The organism is Aminobacterium colombiense DSM 12261 (assembly GCF_000025885.1).
Lineage (GTDB): Bacteria > Synergistota > Synergistia > Synergistales > Aminobacteriaceae > Aminobacterium > Aminobacterium colombiense.
In genome coordinates this window covers 974,930-991,545 of the sequence record NC_014011.1, presented here as the reverse complement: position 1 = coordinate 991,545, position 16,616 = coordinate 974,930, and the positions used below count along the sequence as shown (strand labels likewise).

The 16,616-nt window shown below is 42.0% G+C and carries 19 protein-coding genes and 6 tRNA genes; 15 read left to right on the top strand and 10 right to left on the bottom strand.

Features of this window, described 5'->3' with window-relative positions; all coding sequences use genetic code 11:
* Window positions 1-53: 53 nt before the first annotated feature.
* The 5 genes from AMICO_RS04875 to AMICO_RS04860 are packed head-to-tail and all read left to right on the top strand — an operon-like array spanning window position 54 to window position 2,921.
* On the top strand, window positions 54-275 hold the full coding sequence (locus tag AMICO_RS04875) for a helix-turn-helix domain-containing protein (RefSeq protein WP_013048341.1): 222 nt from the start codon (window positions 54-56) through the stop codon (window positions 273-275).
* A 2-nt stretch (window positions 276-277) separates the two neighbouring features.
* Entirely contained in the window at window positions 278-745 is a 468-nt protein-coding gene (locus AMICO_RS04870; protein WP_013048340.1) for a hypothetical protein, read from the top strand.
* Window positions 742-909 carry a hypothetical protein gene (locus tag AMICO_RS10165; protein ID WP_013048339.1) on the top strand — a complete coding sequence of 56 codons (168 nt, stop codon included), beginning with the start codon at window positions 742-744 and terminating at the stop codon, window positions 907-909. Before AMICO_RS04870 ends, AMICO_RS10165 begins: the two co-directional genes overlap by 4 nt.
* Window positions 896-1,723: an LvrA C-terminal domain-related protein gene (locus AMICO_RS04865; protein ID WP_013048338.1), complete on the top strand. Its 828-nt coding sequence runs from the start codon at window positions 896-898 to the stop codon at window positions 1,721-1,723. Before AMICO_RS10165 ends, AMICO_RS04865 begins: the two co-directional genes overlap by 14 nt.
* Before the next feature lie 7 nt (window positions 1,724-1,730).
* Window positions 1,731-2,921, top strand: a complete 1,191-nt coding sequence (locus AMICO_RS04860; protein ID WP_041459345.1) for a DnaB-like helicase C-terminal domain-containing protein — start codon at window positions 1,731-1,733, stop codon at window positions 2,919-2,921.
* 297 nt (window positions 2,922-3,218) lie between these two features.
* Here AMICO_RS04860 and AMICO_RS10160 read toward each other — a convergent pair whose 3' ends face one another.
* Entirely contained in the window at window positions 3,219-3,455 is a 237-nt protein-coding gene (locus AMICO_RS10160; RefSeq protein ID WP_169302801.1) for a hypothetical protein, read from the bottom strand.
* 232 nt (window positions 3,456-3,687) lie between these two features.
* Window positions 3,688-4,623 (bottom strand): tyrosine-type recombinase/integrase, encoded by a 936-nt coding sequence (locus tag AMICO_RS04850; protein ID WP_013048335.1) that lies wholly within the window; start codon window positions 4,621-4,623, stop codon window positions 3,688-3,690.
* A gap of 193 nt (window positions 4,624-4,816) precedes the next feature.
* Between AMICO_RS04850 and AMICO_RS04845 the strand changes: the two genes are divergently transcribed.
* The 5 genes from AMICO_RS04845 to AMICO_RS04825 all read left to right on the top strand — a co-directional run bounded on the left by AMICO_RS04845 (window position 4,817) and on the right by AMICO_RS04825 (window position 5,274).
* A tRNA-Gly gene (locus tag AMICO_RS04845) sits at window positions 4,817-4,893 on the top strand.
* A gap of 21 nt (window positions 4,894-4,914) precedes the next feature.
* Window positions 4,915-4,991, top strand: a tRNA-Arg gene (locus tag AMICO_RS04840).
* 9 nt (window positions 4,992-5,000) lie between these two features.
* Window positions 5,001-5,077: transfer RNA gene (locus tag AMICO_RS04835), tRNA-His, on the top strand.
* Window positions 5,078-5,094: 17 nt separating this feature from the next.
* Window positions 5,095-5,171, top strand: a tRNA-Arg gene (locus AMICO_RS04830).
* Window positions 5,172-5,198: 27 nt separating this feature from the next.
* Window positions 5,199-5,274 (top strand) — tRNA-Lys (locus AMICO_RS04825).
* Between the two features lie 274 nt (window positions 5,275-5,548).
* Here AMICO_RS04825 and AMICO_RS04820 read toward each other — a convergent pair.
* The 3 genes from AMICO_RS04820 to AMICO_RS04810 are packed head-to-tail and all read right to left on the bottom strand — an operon-like array spanning window position 5,549 to window position 6,826.
* A complete protein-coding gene (locus tag AMICO_RS04820; protein WP_013048334.1) occupies window positions 5,549-6,013 on the bottom strand; it encodes a protein-export chaperone SecB in 465 nt (154 codons plus the stop codon).
* Entirely contained in the window at window positions 5,982-6,413 is a 432-nt protein-coding gene (locus AMICO_RS04815) for a helix-turn-helix domain-containing protein (protein ID WP_013048333.1), read from the bottom strand. The genes AMICO_RS04820 and AMICO_RS04815 overlap by 32 nt, the downstream gene beginning before the upstream one ends.
* An 11-nt stretch (window positions 6,414-6,424) precedes the next feature.
* On the bottom strand, window positions 6,425-6,826 hold the full coding sequence (locus AMICO_RS04810; RefSeq protein ID WP_013048332.1) for a type II toxin-antitoxin system RelE/ParE family toxin: 402 nt from the start codon (window positions 6,824-6,826) through the stop codon (window positions 6,425-6,427).
* 168 nt (window positions 6,827-6,994) lie between these two features.
* Between AMICO_RS04810 and AMICO_RS10380 the strand changes: the two genes are divergently transcribed.
* Window positions 6,995-7,117: a hypothetical protein gene (locus AMICO_RS10380; RefSeq protein WP_274531981.1), complete on the top strand. Its 123-nt coding sequence runs from the start codon at window positions 6,995-6,997 to the stop codon at window positions 7,115-7,117.
* 380 nt (window positions 7,118-7,497) lie between these two features.
* Here the strand turns inward: AMICO_RS10380 and AMICO_RS04805 are convergent, their stop codons facing one another.
* On the bottom strand, window positions 7,498-8,655 hold the full coding sequence (locus AMICO_RS04805; protein ID WP_013048331.1) for a metallophosphoesterase: 1,158 nt from the start codon (window positions 8,653-8,655) through the stop codon (window positions 7,498-7,500).
* A gap of 15 nt (window positions 8,656-8,670) precedes the next feature.
* A complete protein-coding gene (gene cls / locus AMICO_RS04800; protein ID WP_013048330.1) occupies window positions 8,671-10,257 on the bottom strand; it encodes a cardiolipin synthase in 1,587 nt (528 codons plus the stop codon).
* A gap of 198 nt (window positions 10,258-10,455) precedes the next feature.
* Here cls and AMICO_RS04795 point away from each other — a divergent pair.
* A tRNA-Leu gene (locus tag AMICO_RS04795) sits at window positions 10,456-10,540 on the top strand.
* A gap of 438 nt (window positions 10,541-10,978) precedes the next feature.
* Here the strand turns inward: AMICO_RS04795 and AMICO_RS04790 are convergent.
* Window positions 10,979-11,413, bottom strand: coding sequence for a hypothetical protein (locus AMICO_RS04790; RefSeq protein ID WP_013048329.1), 435 nt, complete (start codon window positions 11,411-11,413; stop codon window positions 10,979-10,981).
* Window positions 11,414-11,856: 443 nt separating this feature from the next.
* Window positions 11,857-13,062 carry a DUF6765 family protein gene (locus AMICO_RS04785; protein ID WP_013048328.1) on the bottom strand — a complete coding sequence of 402 codons (1,206 nt, stop codon included), beginning with the start codon at window positions 13,060-13,062 and terminating at the stop codon, window positions 11,857-11,859.
* 857 nt (window positions 13,063-13,919) lie between these two features.
* On the opposite strand from AMICO_RS04785, the gene AMICO_RS10155 reads away from it, so the two are divergent.
* Window positions 13,920-14,351, top strand: a complete 432-nt coding sequence (locus AMICO_RS10155) for a site-specific integrase (protein WP_169302800.1) — start codon at window positions 13,920-13,922, stop codon at window positions 14,349-14,351.
* 35 nt (window positions 14,352-14,386) lie between these two features.
* A complete protein-coding gene (locus AMICO_RS10100) occupies window positions 14,387-14,698 on the top strand; it encodes a tyrosine-type recombinase/integrase (protein WP_274531982.1) in 312 nt (103 codons plus the stop codon).
* A gap of 180 nt (window positions 14,699-14,878) precedes the next feature.
* On the opposite strand, the gene AMICO_RS04770 is transcribed toward AMICO_RS10100, so the two are convergent.
* The gene (locus tag AMICO_RS04770) at window positions 14,879-15,319 is read right to left on the bottom strand and encodes a hypothetical protein (protein ID WP_148211334.1); all 441 of its coding nucleotides are present in this window, start codon (window positions 15,317-15,319) and stop codon (window positions 14,879-14,881) included.
* 347 nt (window positions 15,320-15,666) lie between these two features.
* Here AMICO_RS04770 and AMICO_RS09895 point away from each other — a divergent pair, with 347 nt between their 5' ends.
* Entirely contained in the window at window positions 15,667-16,161 is a 495-nt protein-coding gene (locus AMICO_RS09895) for a tyrosine-type recombinase/integrase (protein ID WP_052292803.1), read from the top strand.
* Window positions 16,162-16,616 lie beyond the last annotated feature (455 nt).

The following is a 16,616-nucleotide window of genomic DNA, read 5'->3' as shown; positions in this document are numbered from 1 at the left end:
TAAATAGTAGCATGACTATGAACGCAAAACAACTAGGAAAAGGAGGCTAAAAAATGGTAACAGGACTTTTAGTTTTAATGAGAAAGAAGGGCATAAAAAATATTGAGTTAGCGAGGCATATTGGGGCTGGCGAAGCTCAGGTTAGCCACTGGAAGGCTGGCAGAACCTATATACCCCCAAAGCACCACAAGACCCTTGCTGAATTCCTTAGGGTTCCCATCGAGGAGGTCGTTGATCTGAAAACGAACCTGCCTAAATTCGTAGAGGAGGGGTAGTCATGATGAAAGGAAAAAGCTGTGGGTGTTCCAGCACCCACAGCTTCAAAAAAGGAAGACCTATTTTTGTCACGTACAAAGGGAAAATCCGAATCATCGGACAAATTTATGATAACACGTTTTTCAGGAAGTGCAAAAGCCATCAACTTTTATGGAAGTATGGGGGGAGCCTTGGAGTAGACGAGCCCGTAATCAGGCAGCTAAAGGCCCAAAAGGTGAAATTCCTTTGCGTTGAAGTTACAGACCAAAAGAAAAAATATCGTATCTCCTTGGAGGCCTTTTTACTGCAAGCCCAAACGCAACCCTTTTACGGGGTAACCCGCTATCACGTCCCTTTCAGCCGGTGGGAAGATCTAGGCGGGCCCCAAAGAGACAAGGAAGCGAAGAGGGAACCACGTTATGAGCAGGGCTTGCTTTTTCAGGATAGCTTTTGGAACAGGCAAGGATATGAGTTGGGGCGGTTGACGTGAGTGGAAACGGCTACTCCCTCATTGAAACTATGGCAATGAGTGCTTTCATTACGAAGAATACCCTTACCCTCAGGAGTCCAAACGGAACTGCGATAGTTTACGGGGAAGATTTCCAGCGTTTAAAGCAAGCCTTGATAGAAGGTGAACAATATGAAATGGATTAAGCACAATGTGACGGCGACACGAAACAGCAAGGAACTATCTATATTTTTATCTGAAACAGGGCTTGAGGGATACGGCTTCTACTGGAGGGTGCTTGAAATTATCGCTGAACAAATAGACGCTGATAACATCAGTGACACGGTAACCTTCCCGCTAAAAACATGGTGCAAACTCATCGGAAACAGACCGCAAACGATACGGAAACTGGCAGTTATAAGTGGCGTTTTAGGTGTGTTTGAGGTTGGTTTTGAAAAAGAATACGATATTGAAATGCTTAAAATAGGATGTCCCCATATCCTTAAGATTGCTGATGAATACACAGCTAGAGTACTAAAACAAGGGGTATCAAAAGGGGGTAAAAATCGGGACAGTATCGGGAGAGTGTCGGGAGAAAGTCCTTCTAGAATAGATAAGAATATAACAGAGAAGAAAAATGATCCTTTCTCATCAGAAAACGATGAGCGACTTTCTAAAACCATTTCCCTAAAAGAGGAAAAGAAAGAGCAGGAGCACCGAATAAAGCAATACTTTGACCAGTTCTGGAAGGCTTACCCTAGGAAGGTTGGGAAACAGCAGGCACGGAAAAAGTTTACTTCCCTTCTCAAGAATGCTTTCAAAAAAGGGACTGTAGAAAGAGATCTTGCTAATCTAGAAGTCCATCTACAAAAATATCTATCCAGTGTTCAAGAAACAGATCTAAAGTATGTCAAGCATCCGGCAACGTGGCTGAACAGCGAAGACTTCACGGAACCGCCGGAAAATGACGGAGCGGTCAAGGAACAAAAGAAGCTTGTTGCCGTTGAAGGATGGGGGTAAATGAATAATGGAGCCTGTCTTGATGTTCGAAGATAAGAATGTTCTGAATATGCTTGCCCAATATAACGAAGTATTCAAAGATGACCCCGCCACGAAACAGGAAATGGTCATAACCCTTCTTTGTGACATGGGGGAAAGCCTCTTCCAGAAGGGAGCCGACCCCTTGGACATTCTCCCCATGGTGCAGGAGCAGGCAGAACATTACAAACGGCTGAAGTATATCGACCCCGTTAACCCGGAACTCTTAGCTAATCGGCTAGGGGAAAGACTGACGGAACTCTATAGCAAGGTTAAGCCTCTTCCGGAAGGAGATCCTTTGAGGATTTTCAGCCGGGTTGAGAATGACGTTAAAAGTTGGAACGATGATTACACATTCAGGCTTGGCATACGGAGACTTGATACAGCTTTTGATGGCGTATACCCTGGAGAAATGCTCAACCTTGCGGGGGCTCAGGGTTCCCTGAAAACAAGCCTTGCCCTTCATGGTGCGGTCAACTTTCTTCAAGGTAACCCTGAAAGACGGGTTCTCTTCTTCTCCCTGGACATGTCAAAGGAAGAAACAACGCAACGGCTTTTCATGAGGGAGCTTGAGGTATCGACAAATGCACTTCACGGGCTCATCAAGGTTAATTCTCCCCGTATCCGGGAAGCAAGGGAAGGAATGAAGAAGCATCTTAACCGGCTTGAGGTCGTGGGAGAAGAAAGCGGTCAGCGGTGGACAATAGACAGACTGGAAAAACATGTGGCGTTGCGTATCCCCTCTTTGGTTGTCATAGACTACCTGACCCTTCTCAAACGACCCGGACAAAGCGACTTAGAAGCGGTGGAGGAGGTCATGCCACGGCTTAAGACGCTGACCCAACGGTTAAAAATACGAACTCTCATATTAAGCCAGCTTGGGAGAGCGTCAAAGCTTGACCAGCGGAAAGGGGCGACAGGAGGACATGCGAAGGGTGGCGGTATCGTCGAGGAACTGGTTCATAGCGAGATAGAGATACAGAAAGATGGGCTTGATAAAAACGGACAGCCTCGGCTTATCGCAACCATAACAAAAGCCAGGCACGGGACAAAAGGAAGCTTTGAGCTTGAGTACATAGGGCACTGCATGAAGTTTACGGGCAAGTCCAGAAGGGTGGAGTATGCCACGGAACAGAAACAGATATTTGTTGCTAATGGAGAGTTCGGGTATGGGCTTTAAGAATCTAAGCCATACAATAACCTGAAGAAACCTGAACCTAATAAAACCTAAAAAACATGACAAAACCATACAAAAAAACTGTCAAAAATAACGGGCTAGCCGTGATAGAGACAAGGTTTACGTGAAATAGGACTGTTAGCTGAAAGGTCGATGTTACGACTAGATAAAACTAGGGGCAAATTGAACTTCAGATAGCGTGTAAAGCCTGTAATAATCACGGCTGGGTGGTTAAGGGGAAACTATAAGCAGGGTAAGTAAAAGAGGGTTAGGGAAAAATCCAACCCTCTTTTATGATTTCTAGAAAAAAAGGTGATAGTGGTCGGGATTGATGATATTCCTAAAAAGCTTTTCATCGTAAAGGACGATATTATCCCTCATCAATCGGTCAAGTTCTTCTCCAGCTTTGTAAGGCTTCATCGAGTGAAGGTTATCAAACCAGACATGCGGTTCAATGTGAACCCAAACTTCACTATTTTCATAAATCAACAGTGTAGAGCCATCATCGTATTTCCTTTCAATGCCTTTCATTTTCACAGGTTCATATGCTTTTATAGTATCCCTTCTTCCTTTGTATGTTTTGTAGCTCTTTTGAAGCTTGAAGCGATTAGCAATTAATTTTTCTCTCTTCCACAGGCGACAAAGTAAAAATGACCGCTTAAGACACTCCACAAGTCCCACTACTTTTCAAAAAGGCAGGAGCTATCATCTAAAGGATATAAATTGAACCTGGGGCATTCTAGGGGCTCCTGGGGCGATATCTGGGGCTCTAGTCCCTTATCTTCCCGAGTCTTTGTCGTTTAGGGAATAATGCATTGACCGGGCTTGCCAGTTCGTGTTGTTCCTCAAGGTCAGACTGGGCAAGGGCTACATATATCTTTGTGGTGTCGAGGTTGTCATGTCCCATAATCCGTTGAAGGGCAAAGGTGTTGCCGTTGTTCCTCAAGAAGTAGAGGGCGAACAGGTGACGCAAGCTGTAAGGCGTAATGTCAGCCCCTATCTTTTCTCCATACCCTTTGACAGTGTGATACCACGAATTGACACGGAGGGGTTGCCCGTCCCGTGAGCAGAAGAGAGGGGCGTTTCTCCATTCCTTGGGGCGTATGGAAACAAGCTTCATGATGGCTTGTGCTGTCTGGTCAGATATGGGCAAGGTTCGCTGTACCCTTGTCTTGGCTGTTTCAGCACGAACGACAACGACCCGGGCGGGAATGGAAACATCTTCAACACGGAGGGAAAGGGCTTCCCGGGGGCGTATCCCCGTGTCAAGAGAGAGCAGGAGCAGGGCGTAACTCCTTAAGCCCGTATATGTGCTTTGGTCAGGGAGTGCGAGAAGGGCCTTCACAACGTCGGGGCTATGCTGGGCTATCTTTGGCTGGGCTTTGCGACTCCGTATCCCGCTACAGGGGTTGCTGTATAGTATCCCTTCGTTGACAGTCCATCGGAAAAAGCACCTGAGGTACTTCAATACCATATTGTGATACCCCGGGCTTCGTTCGAGTGACATATACTCAAGAACGCAACGTTTAGCCTTGTCGGGGTTCAACCCCTCAGGGTAGGCGGTAAAGAACCGTGTTAGATGGTATCGATAATCCTTAACGGTTCGAGGGGCTAGTCCGTCAGCCTTCCTTGTCAAAACATACCGTTCTACGACTTGTTGCCATGTTTCTTCAGTTTTAAAGAGCCTTGCCACGTTTCCAGACATAAGGAATCCCTCCCATTAAAAGAGAATTCCTTGAAAATGTCAGGTGGGCTTTTTCAGGCTTAAAAATGTAGTGCGATTCTAGAGCGACGGCCTATGTAGATTTTTTACTAAATAAGTCACAAAAAATGGTTGCAGGAATGCTGGTCATATGGTAGTATTTCCCGTGCTGAACGAAAGAACTTCGTTGCAACGAGCGGGAATAGCTCAGTTGGCTAGAGCGATGGCCTTCCAAGCCGTAGGTCGCGGGTTCGAATCCCGTTTCCCGCTCCATTTATTTAGACGCGTTCGTATGCGCCTGTAGCTCAGTCGGATAGAGCAACGGCCTTCTAAGCCGTGGGTCGCGGGTTCGAATCCTGCCGGGCGCGCCACTTGACACGGTGAGCGTAGCTCAATTGGTTAGAGTGCTGGACTGTGGCTCCAGTGGTTGGGGGTTCAAGTCCCCTCGCTCACCCCATTTAAAAATTGCGGTACGCGCCCGTAGCTCAGTTGGATAGAGCGACGGACTTCGGATCCGTAGGCCGCGGGTTCGAATCCTGCCGGGCGCACCATTTTAAAATAAATAGAATGTTTATCGTGGACCGTTAGCTCAATCGGCAGAGCACCTGACTCTTAATCAGGGGGTTACAGGTTCGATTCCTGTACGGTCCACCATTTCATGCCTTGAAATAGACAAAATCAGTAATAGTCAACTTTTCGCCTAGTTTTACCTCTGAACGAGAAACTTCTGAAAACATCTTACACGGTTTTGAAACAAAAACATCCGTCTACTTTTTTAATGAGTATGGTTGTCCAAATACTGTAATTGAGCGGCAGTTAGCTCAATTTGAATGTTGATAACAAAAGCAAAAGCCTAGTGCGAAAATCACGCTAGGCTTAAATGTTTTAGTATAAATTATACGGATTAATTATTGGCCAAATCTGTTTCTTATTCGTTTGGAGATTCAGGTGTTAAGGATCCTTCCTCCGTTCCTGGCACAAAAGAAATAGGTTTGAGGATATAAGGTGGAGAATAGGGACCGATTCCTGTTATAGTTTGGAGCATATTTCTAACGCCACTATAAAGGATACTTAACCCCGTAATGACTAACCTTTCTTCAAAGGCTTTCCTTTCTTTTTCACCAGGAGGAAATCCATTGCTCCATTTGAAGATGCCTACAGCTGCTATACTGAATTTATAATAGTAGTGCTCTGACTTTTCATCTTCATTCGATATAACTCGAAGAAAAACCTGAAATGTTCCAGAATTATCAAGAGGCGTATGAGAATAATTTACATTACAGTCAGGGACTACTTTTTTCTTTTTCTTTCCTGGCGGAAAAGCCTTAAATACTATCTCTGGGAAAAAATAATGATCGATTTCAAGCGGCACCGGGACATTCATTATGTTCATAAAATTTCTCCCCATGATTTTTCATTAATGGCACAAGAACGGTCTCATCACTGCTTCCCCATAACACGGGAACGACTTCATGTGCGTTTGTTAATCCTTGCCAATTAAAATCTGATACAGGTTCGATGTCTTCAATTTTTAAGGAAATCTTGGAATCAAGGGCAAGACAAAGTTGTATCATAGTTTTCAATGTAAAATTTGAAGAATTGGAATTAATAACTTTACTGATATATGCTTCCGATTTCCCCAAACGCTTTCCTAACTCCTTTTGTGAAATCCCTTTTGCTTCAATCGTTGCAATAAGAGAATTCAAGAAATCGAGTCTTAAATCTTCCATCCAATAGTCAACTGATTTTCTAGCCTTCTCGAAGGCTTTCTTAAACCTTCTTCCGTATTCCATGTTTAATCACCTCATTTAAACACTATGGCCCCAGATTCTTTTGCTTTTAAGTAATCCTCCCTAGCTTTTATTGCCCTATCCCTTTCAGCTTTTGGAGTTTTTTTCTGCTTTTTTACGAAGACATGGGAACAGATAATTAACTTTCCCTCATCGTAAAACCAGGGAATTCTATATGGGCCACTCTTAAATTGCCAAATTTCAGGAGCAATGGAGTGGCAACATATCGTTACAAGCTTTGGATCTTTTGCAGCAAGGTCGATTTGTCTCATTAATTTAATTCTGCTTCTTTCCCACCTAGAATTAGGAGGCATCCATTCTTCAGAAAAGAAAAAAGTACAATCAAGATCATCATTATTAGGCATAACAATTCCACAAACAGTGAAATTTCCTTTAACGATGATCTCTAATATCATTTTATTAACCTATAAGTTAAGTAAATTATGGTGTACCTCTTTATATTTGTCAAGTTCTCATTACACCTTATTGGATAACCCTTATTTAAGGTAGGGGAATAGTAGGCCAACTTCTTCACGCTCATATTGTTGAAAGGGGTAAAGTAATAATAATCTTTAGGTGGTTTTATGAGCCACGATTTCGTTTCTGTAATTTCACCATTTTCAACAATAGTTATCCCAAGAATAGATGGGCTGCATCTTTTCTCATTTGCTGCTTCAAAATCTATGGCAGAAAAACTGGTTATCTAAATAACCCCCTCTTGTAATAAAAGCGCATTAACTGCGAGACTCCTCACAATGACTTATTTTGATAAATATTTCCATGATCTAATTTTACGTTCGGAATAAGAGGGTCAATTTTTTATATTAAAAATACGTTTGCAAAACGCGTAAGTGCAGAATGTTGAAATAATAGCATACAAAGTAGTAGGATCATATCTTTTAACTATGTGAGAACTTTCGGTGGGTTGTTATCATCATTAACTGCAAATCGTATGTGTTTCAGGCTTCTTTGCGGAAAGCCATATAACCATATCTTACGCCGACGTAGTTAATATTAAATACAGGTTACTTATAAATCTCGTAGAAGTCAAGACAAGTTAGATAAAACATGTTAATAGCTGCTTATACTATATACGGTCCACCATTTCATGCCTTGAAACCAGGTCGATTACGGTCAACTCAGGAAAAGCAAAGATTCGCACAGGCGGCCCCCATGTACCGGTGCCGCGGCTTACATAGAGCCATGAGCCCTTTCCCAAATCCATAAGTCCCGCAGTATGCTTATAAAAAAGCCATGTAAATACCATAAAAGGGAAGAGTTGTCCCCGATGCACATGTCCGGAAAGCTGCAAATCAAACTTCCCAACGGCATCGCGATGAATAAGGGGCCTGTGTTTTAAGAGTAAAGTAAATGTTGGCGTCTGATGCGAGTCTCTCAATAGCTGGCTTTCGTCCACTTCCGGTTGCCCCAGAATAAAATGTCCGCCTGGATCATCTACTCCGGCTATGCTAATAGGACCAATATTCACGACGGAGCCCCGCAGCACCTGAAACCCCGCTCTCCCAGTGAAATCCAGTGCATGTTCTATCCCTGCATAAAATTCATGATTTCCAGTTACTGCATATTTCCCATAAGGCGGATTGTAGTGAAGCATCATTTGAGAAATTGTTTCTACATCTTCAATTTCGCCATCTAAAAGATCCCCAGTCGAAACAATGACATCTGGATTTTCTTCTTGAATCTGTTTCATGATCTGTCGCAACATTTTCTTATTGATTAATATGCCAAGATGCAGGTCGGATATCTGTAAAATCCTAAAATTACTAATGTCATCAGGCAGCTTGTCTGTTTCTAGTTGAACACGGATGATACGAACTTTCATGCTCTCTCTGTAACCGTAAAAGCAGAGGATTAAAGCCACGCCTGCGGCTATCCATAACTCGCCGAAAGGGGAAAAGGGGAAATGCATCGTGGGCAAAAAGTAGAGAATGGCGTCAAAAACAATTGATGCAAAAATAAAGTAAAAGCCAAAAGCGATGCCTGTTACTCCCATCCATGCCAGAAGCGTATGTATTTCACAGAGTAGGGGAGAAGACCAGCGGGCTGGAATGACAGAGACTAATATCAACACAGTTCCGCAACCCCATGCCAAAACAACGCTTTCCCAGGAAAAGGGCGGCATATTTTTTAGCTGGAAGTAAAAATATAAAAAGTAAGAAAGGGCAGCATACAGAGCTATATAGGCAGCTATAACGCCACCCTCTGACCTTTTGATTCTTGTCAAAAAACTCATACTCCTTTACAACAGAGCCGACCAAAGCCTCCCAAGAGACTCTCGCACCTTATCATAAACGGGGCGCTGAGAATGAGTGCGCAAATCAAGCTCTACGCATTCTTTGAGGTCTTCTAGAAATTGTATTTCAAAATCCTTAGTTTTAGAACGACTATATATGAACGCCTGAATCTCAAAATTGATATCTAAACTACGGTTATCCAGGTTAGTGGTTCCTACAGAAACCCATTTCCCATCTACCATAACGATCTTCGAGTGAATAAATCCGTTTGCGTAGGTATATATTCTCACTCCGGCGCGAAGCATGTCATCAATATTTGATCGGGTTGCCCAAAAAACCACTTTATGATCAGGACGGGAGGGGAGAATAATACGCACATCAACACCGCTTAACGCTGCTGTTACCAATGCCATTTTCAAGCTATCATCCGGGACCAGGTAAGGTGTGGTTATCCAGACTCTTTTACGGGCCGCAGTAATAAGGAAAAAGTACCCTTGCAATATTGAGCGCCAGTCGGAATCTGGACCGCTCGCGGCAATTTGAAGAGGTAAAACAACATCAGGCAGGGCATTGCTATCCCAGAATGTTTCTGTTTCAGGCAGACTATGCCCGGTACAAAAAAACCAGTCGTTTAAAAAAATCTCATGAACACAGGCTACGGCTTCACCTTGGATGCGAATATGGGTATCCCGCCAAAAACCCATACGGGGGTCAAGGCCACGATAGGTATCGCCTATATTCAGGCCTCCGGTAAAAGCGACTTTTCCGTCGACCACAACTATTTTTCTGTGGTTGCGAAAATTTAAATCTCGACGGATCATGGGAAACGAAACAGGCAAAAATGGCTCGGCGTCAATTCCCTGCTGCCTCAGTTCCTTCACAAAACGGCGTCCCAACCGCCAGCTTCCGACGCTATCATATATAACCCGTATCTTAACCCCTTCCCTTGCCTTCTTTCGAAGGATTTCAAAGAGAGCAGACCCTGTTTCGTCATTTGATATAGAAAAGTATTCCAAGTGTATGTATCGCTTGGCCTCTTCTAAAGCTTCACGAATTGCTGGAAAAACCTCATCACCATTTAATAGCATGTCTACTATATTGTGGTAGGTGAGCCGACCGTGAGATGTTAATTCTAGAAGAGAAACAAGGCGTGAGGGTATTTCTTCGTTTTCCACATCCAACGGTGGTAAAAACGTTTCTCTATGGATAGAACGGTAAAAACGTTTTTTCTTATACCGTTTAAAAATGGCTCTCCGCTTGGGATCCGGCCCTAAAAGAAAGTAAAACAAAAACCCTATCACAGGAACAAGTATCAAGGCCAAAAGCCAGGCTATTGTGCGATCAGGGTTCTTCTCTTCCATAAAAATAACTCCCGCTGCGGTAATAATGTAGAGAGTGAAAATATAGGGCACATAGTCAAGAAAGATTTTCCAGCCCATCCTGGCTAATCTGAGAAGAGTAGGAAGAACAGCAATTTCCCCTTCCACCGTTTTTATAGCAAGGTACTCTATGTTTATCCATATCCACGGAATAGAGAAGACAAGAGCAAGCACAAATATTGTAAAAAGCAGGGCTTTTAAGGAAAAACGCAATAAGGCTCCTCCTTTCTCAAACTTAACTTTGAACGTTATGATTATAGCTGATAAAGAACTTGTTCAGAACACACTTCACTGCTTGCATAAGAGACATCAAAAGAAAGGGCTATGAGTTTCTAACGCTAATGTTGCCAATAGAAAAAGATGATGCTATGATAACGCACTGAACATCAAGGATACGACCTTTCAATATGTGCGAGAGTGGCGGAATTGGTATACGCGCTGGACTTAGGATCCAGTGGTTTCGGCCGTAGGGGTTCGAGTCCCCTCTCTCGCACCATTTCATTTCTAAAACGAATCTATTGGAAATCCCTACAGTTACAGTCCTTTACTTAATGGCTACCGATATGATGTAAGACCTGTCGAGTTTTGCCTCTTGCAACCGCGGAGCTAATACTTTTAACGTGCCCTTCTCGTGAATTAGATCGAAAATTTTCGCAACAACAAAAGTACCATAGGAATTCATGCTTGGGTCGGGAGCCCAACATTATTCATTTGTGCAAATATTGCCTACGCATTAAAAAATGTTTTAACGCAAACATGTCTGATTGCTTTCGTTTAGGTGTTGAGTGCTCGGTAGTATTCTAAAAGTTGCAACGGTTAAGTTTTTGTTAATTTAAGTATATACATACACTGGAACAGGCAATATGCGTTTACAGTTTGTGGTTTAAGATCTATGACTGCGATATCACAAATGAACACTGGTGATCATCTTCAATTATTTAAATTTGCTGTCTAAAACTTTCCAACTATCGCCGCCCAACCACATGATTTTGATGTAATAATGTGTTCGTATCATGGCCCCAAAAGAATTCTGACTGTCAACATAAGAATAGAGCTTCCATGTCTTCACATCGACACGCTCAGCTTTAAGGCTTGAAATTCTGGCAAACTTAGCTGTCCGTGGGGCAATAAGATTATATCTTACAAAATCTTTTGCGAATTCATACGCTATTTCTTTGCTATCACAAGGCCTCCATTTAGGTCTTGTGTTTTTGGATGTGGATGTGGATGTGGATGTTGATGTTGTTTCATTTGATGTAGTTCTATTGGCGCATCGGTATATGACTATTTTCAATCCAAACACATCAATATAAGTGGCAATGTTGAAACTAATAATGTTAGTATTTACGGTTATGATAGAGGTTGTCACATGTCAGGATCTCCGAATAGTTTATACGATTATGGCAATGGTGCACATATTTAATTAAATATGAAGGGCATTCAATTTAGCGGTTATGACTACCATACCGGTAGCCGCTTTAGTGGTAACGTGAATGAAAATTCCATTTCTATTTATGACTATGAAACTTCTTCACATTATAGCTACACCGTTTAAGAGGATAAACGCCCTTCAACTATGTGACCTGCTCCTCTAAAAGTGATCCAGAAGAAATACGATAAATTTGCTGCATTTTAATACAGCCAAGTCTATTCCGGGCTTGGCTTTTTTCATGTGCGCCCATGCTAGGCGCACATGAAAAAGTGGCTCCAACCTATCGATAGGCTGGAGGCATTTCGTATTTCCTAAGTTGTCAGTTGAAAAGCCATCTGCAGATAACACTTCCTGGAAAGATCGTATTACTTAAACCATCCCTACCCACAGATCATCCCATACTTTTGTAACAGTTTATGAATAAAGAAATCTTTGTATTTCCTGGCAGCATCATGGAATAATTTCCAGTCTGAAGAGAGAAAACCATCTTTTCTTGAGTAGGTTTCCTTTAAGCTGGGGTGATAAGGTCTACCGTAAAGCAAAAAGCAATTAAATCTCTTCTTGTCAAAAAGGCGAGACTTTTTAGGTTCAATTTCAACGGCTGCATCGAACCATTCTTTTCTATCATACTCTAATGAATCTAACGGTCTATTAAGTATAGTGAATCCGAATTCTCCAGTCTCGATAGCCTTTATCCAATTATTGTTTCTCTTTTCAAGGGTACCCTCATATGAAAAGCACTCGTGTAATGGCTCCTTGATATCCTTCCAGTCAATAATGGGTTTTGTTATGTGATGTCTTAGTCCTTGCCTTGAAAACAGGTCTTGTAACTGTCCGTAAATAGCGTTGCTTGCCTCAAGATAGATTCCCACATTATCTCGTTCAAGATGCTGATAGGAATAGCGATGATAATATTTCCACTTCCGATGAGGTTCATCAGGTAATGTATAAACTTGACAATGACCCATCTTCATCAGTTCGAATTTATTCAGCAGGTAATTTTTGAGTCGTTGCATTCTTCCACATACTTGATCAAATGTAGTCTCTCCAGGTTCATATGGGACGAAACACTGATCTGTTTTATTCCAGACTTTGACATGATTTGCATCATTCATCTTGTTTCCTTTTTCGAACTTGAACAACGCAGAAAAGTCCTGGTGAGCCCAGGTGTCAGCATAGGCATGTAAAGCTATTCCCAGTGAGTGTAAGAAATCTGGTTCTTTCTTTTGCTGGTACACATGCTCGAAGACCTCTTGCGATACTTCGCTATTTGCAGTGCAGAGCATTCTATGCCTGAATGGAACACTTCCATCAGGATTCCTTCTATCCTGCCTGTTGCCTGGAATGAAATGGAAGGTTCCGTATATCTCATACTGGGTTTTGAGGTTGAGAATATTGGGATGAACATATTTGTGAGCTGTCATCTGTTGTTGAAAACGCCCACCTTCCTTGAATTCCAGTTCATGTCCGTATTTTGCATCGTCAACCTGTTGCGATGAATAAGCTATTATCTTTGCCTTGTCATGAGGTAAGCCATTGCATCTGCATAAGACATAGGTCGTGTAAAAGTGAAAATCCTCTTGCATATGTATCACCATCCTTAATTGATAATCCAAGAGCAAAGAAAGGAGTGATCATCTATGCTTCGTCGCAAATCTCTCAAATCCAGGTCTTAATGAATATCTTTTTCCAGGCAAAAAAAGGAAATGCATATGATCAGATTTTCATTGCTATTCATTTTCACTACTGTTCTGATTGGAACTTGAAGAAGAATCTTGAGAAGTATTGCCTGTATTATTGCTCGTGCAATTCTCTGGCCTCAGATTTTCAAGTCCGGCAAGGCTTTTTCTTTCCACTTTTGGGTTGTTGCTATTCCTTGTATTCGAATTGTCACTCAAGAGTCATACCTCCCTAGATAATTTACTTTAAAGCCGAAATTATTCCGGCCAAACAAAAACCAATAACTCCCAAAACGAACGACATTTTAGATCTCTTGTCATACTGTACAAGCTTTAAGCTTAATCTCGGGTCTTGGTTATCGTGCAATAGATTTTCGATATGATCAGTATTTTTTAAATATATGGTGAGACAAATCCAGATACACGCTCCAAAGCCGAAGAAAGAGATAACACAAGAAGCAAGTATCCACCAAGAACTGGGCTTGATAGTAGACAGTATTGTTACTAATAAAGCTATTCCTAATGAAGAAAGACTGATCAAGGTCTTGTCATATTCCATATTCGAATCAATCCAAGCATGTAACAGTACGGAGTAATATGAAACGTTTTTTTCTTCGAATTCTTTTTCCTTAACCAACATATCACCTTCTCTTCAATATTTATGAAAGGAGTGTTCATCCATGCCGCGCCTCAAATCACTTAAATCAAAGCCACAACAGGTATCTTCCACCTGGACCGAAGCAATGAGCCAGTTCCTGTCATTCATGCGTGCTCAGGGCCTTTCAGATAGAACTATCTACGATTACGACTGTCACATCACAGCCTTCTTTACTGCCTATCCGGATGCCTGGAGTAATGATAAACTCAAACCTTCATTGCTTTCCTATCTATCAAGACCCGTAATGCCCGAAACCTACAACCTCCGTCTTGTCTACCTTAGACACTTCTTCGATTGGTGCATCATGGAAGACTTCCTGCGGTCCAACCCCACAAATAGACTTACAAGGCGCAGAGAAGAACCACGCATCGTCAATATACCGATCCATATATTGCAAAGCCTGCTCAAGCAGCCAGATCCACGAACTGCGGGGCCATGCAGTTATACTTCTTACTCTCGACACTGGAATAAGATGTCTTTCATTACTGCAAGGAGTTATAAACCTGGATGCCCTGGAAGTATATGTAAGAGCCCGTAACCGCCAGACCCGAGCAATGGGACGACGAAGTACCTATCTTCTGCACATGGGAAGCTGGGTTCATGAAGACGGAGACATGGTCGCAGCGTATGAACATGTACTCAAAGCAAATTGGTTTCAAGGTACAGCCTTACGATCTAAGACACTCTTTCACTCTTAACTTTCTTCGTAACGGTGGAAACGTATTTGTACTTCAACGGTTAATGGGCCACTGTACACTGGATATGACGAAGAGATATCTGGCGTTGACCCAGGAAGATATACAGAAACAGCATGCCAAGGCGAGTCCGGTGAATATGCTTGAATGTGGGATGTCAGGAAGACTGGGACGGGTTGGTGGAAGGTAATACCCCTGGAGTCCATTAAAATATTAAGTCACAGTGAGAGAATATGCAAGGAAATGGAAGAGGGGGAGTAAATGTTGATTGAAAAGACATAGGATCCGGCAGTGTTGGAAGTCTGCTGGATCCTTCTTCTTTCCAGATGGTCCGGAATTGATTAAAAGCGAGAGAAAATCCTAATAATAATCATTCGCATTCACTGGCGGCATCACAAGCAGAGCTTTCAGCATAAGATGCCTCGTTCATAGCTTTTCGGGCATAATATTGTGCATCATCATATTCCGAAGACTGATAGGCTTGTCTTGAATATCGATATGCGGAATAAGCATATGATGCTGCGTCTTCAGTATGCATAATCGCATCATCCATGTTAGCACCGTAAAGTTCATCGATAGCCAAGCCACAATAAGATTCTGATTCTTCAGCAGCTCGCATAGCTTTTCGAGAATAATATTGGATTTCTTCAAGGTCAGATGCGTAATAATAAGCTTTTCTTGCATAAGAGCAGGCTTCCTGAGCGGCACTAGCAGCTTGATATAAATAATCTTGCGCATCAGATACATTGGCATGAGCAGGGATGGAACATAAGAGGACAAGAAACATAATACAGAATAATTTCCTCATCAAGCGATCACCTTCCTATTAAGAAAACTACTTCAAAACTGCGTCCACAAGAATATTAAGTCACAGTGAAAGAGGATGCAAGGAAGAGGTTGGAGGTTCAGGTAACACAATCTAGTTTTGTTGCATTTTCAAATATGCCACAAGCTCAGTGATTTCATAGGTTTGTGGCATATTCTTGTCTTGATAACAGCAAGCGTATGATTCTTAAAGTAACACAACTGAAATAATTACTATTCGCATTACATTTCGCAGGAGGTGCCATAGATAGAATTTGTACAGCCTATAAGGGATCGAAAGGTCATAGAACGCATAAAGAAGATTCTCAAGAACCATAAAGCGAGAGATTACTTGTGTTATTCGTGCTTGGTATCAATTCGGGACTGAGAGTGTCTGATCTGCTTGCGCTGAAGGTATCTGATGTGATTGATGACAGAGGCAATGTAAGGGATCGTATCAGCATGCGTGAAAAGAAAACAGGTAAATCGAAAGACTTTCCCATTGGTAAAAATGCTAGGAAGGCCATTCAGGAATACATGGAGAATGTTGAAACTGAAAGTGAATTGCCACTGTTCCAGTCCAAGAAAGGAAATGGAGCTATCACAAGGGTACAGGCTTACAGAATATTGAATGAAGCTGCCAGAACTGTTGGTATCAGAAGGCCGCTGAACAAGGTAATGCTTGTGCGCAAAATACCCCTGGCGTACATGTGGTTTAACCTTCCTGCTACAAAAGCAAATGGTGAAGAAATTCTGCGAATGAGAAGCTTAGTGAGTAAACGAATAACAGTCAGCTTGATAGGAAAAGCACTGAAATTATCAAGAGATTGGAAATCCAAGGAGGAGTAATAATATTTTAGGTATTGGTTTTCTTAGACGTCTGAATTTTCTCAAGACAATCTTTATCCATAATGTTACTAATAATTCACCATAGCATTCTCCATAATCTCAACCCTAAAGATAAAAACATTTAGGGTATGTCAAAAAATCGTCAGCACCTAAAAGTATCCATAAACTGATGAATTTGGATTTGACAATGTAGCATTTGCAATGCTTTAAGTAGGCCTAGTGTTTCCACGCGCCTCCACCATATGATAACGAACAGTCAATAGAAAGCATTCTTTTGGTTGCTTTCAAAATTTTAAAAATATGAATATTCCCGGCCAAGTTCCATAGAATGATTGGATCAATATCCAAAACCTATATGTAAAATCGTAGAATTTATCTAAAAGCGTCTTCAGTAACTTGATCATGTGTAATATCAAGTTTTTTCTTAATAATATGTGTTTTTATGGTACACTTAA

Coding starts and splice junctions, on each gene's coding strand:
- AMICO_RS04875 (WP_013048341.1), top strand. CDS start 54: ATGGTAACAGGACTTTTAGTTTTAATGAGAAAGAAGGGCATAAAAAAT.
- AMICO_RS04870 (WP_013048340.1), top strand. CDS start 278: ATGATGAAAGGAAAAAGCTGTGGGTGTTCCAGCACCCACAGCTTCAAA.
- AMICO_RS04865 (WP_013048338.1), top strand. CDS start 896: ATGAAATGGATTAAGCACAATGTGACGGCGACACGAAACAGCAAGGAA.
- AMICO_RS04860 (WP_041459345.1), top strand. CDS start 1,731: ATGGAGCCTGTCTTGATGTTCGAAGATAAGAATGTTCTGAATATGCTT.
- AMICO_RS04850 (WP_013048335.1), bottom strand. CDS start 4,623: ATGTCTGGAAACGTGGCAAGGCTCTTTAAAACTGAAGAAACATGGCAA.
- AMICO_RS04820 (WP_013048334.1), bottom strand. CDS start 6,013: ATGAACATAATGAATGTCCCGGTGCCGCTTGAAATCGATCATTATTTT.
- AMICO_RS04815 (WP_013048333.1), bottom strand. CDS start 6,413: ATGGAATACGGAAGAAGGTTTAAGAAAGCCTTCGAGAAGGCTAGAAAA.
- AMICO_RS04810 (WP_013048332.1), bottom strand. CDS start 6,826: ATGATATTAGAGATCATCGTTAAAGGAAATTTCACTGTTTGTGGAATT.
- AMICO_RS10380 (WP_274531981.1), top strand. CDS start 6,995: ATGAGCCACGATTTCGTTTCTGTAATTTCACCATTTTCAACAATAGTT.
- AMICO_RS04785 (WP_013048328.1), bottom strand. CDS start 13,062: ATGCAAGAGGATTTTCACTTTTACACGACCTATGTCTTATGCAGATGC.
- AMICO_RS10155 (WP_169302800.1), top strand. CDS start 13,920: ATGCGTGCTCAGGGCCTTTCAGATAGAACTATCTACGATTACGACTGT.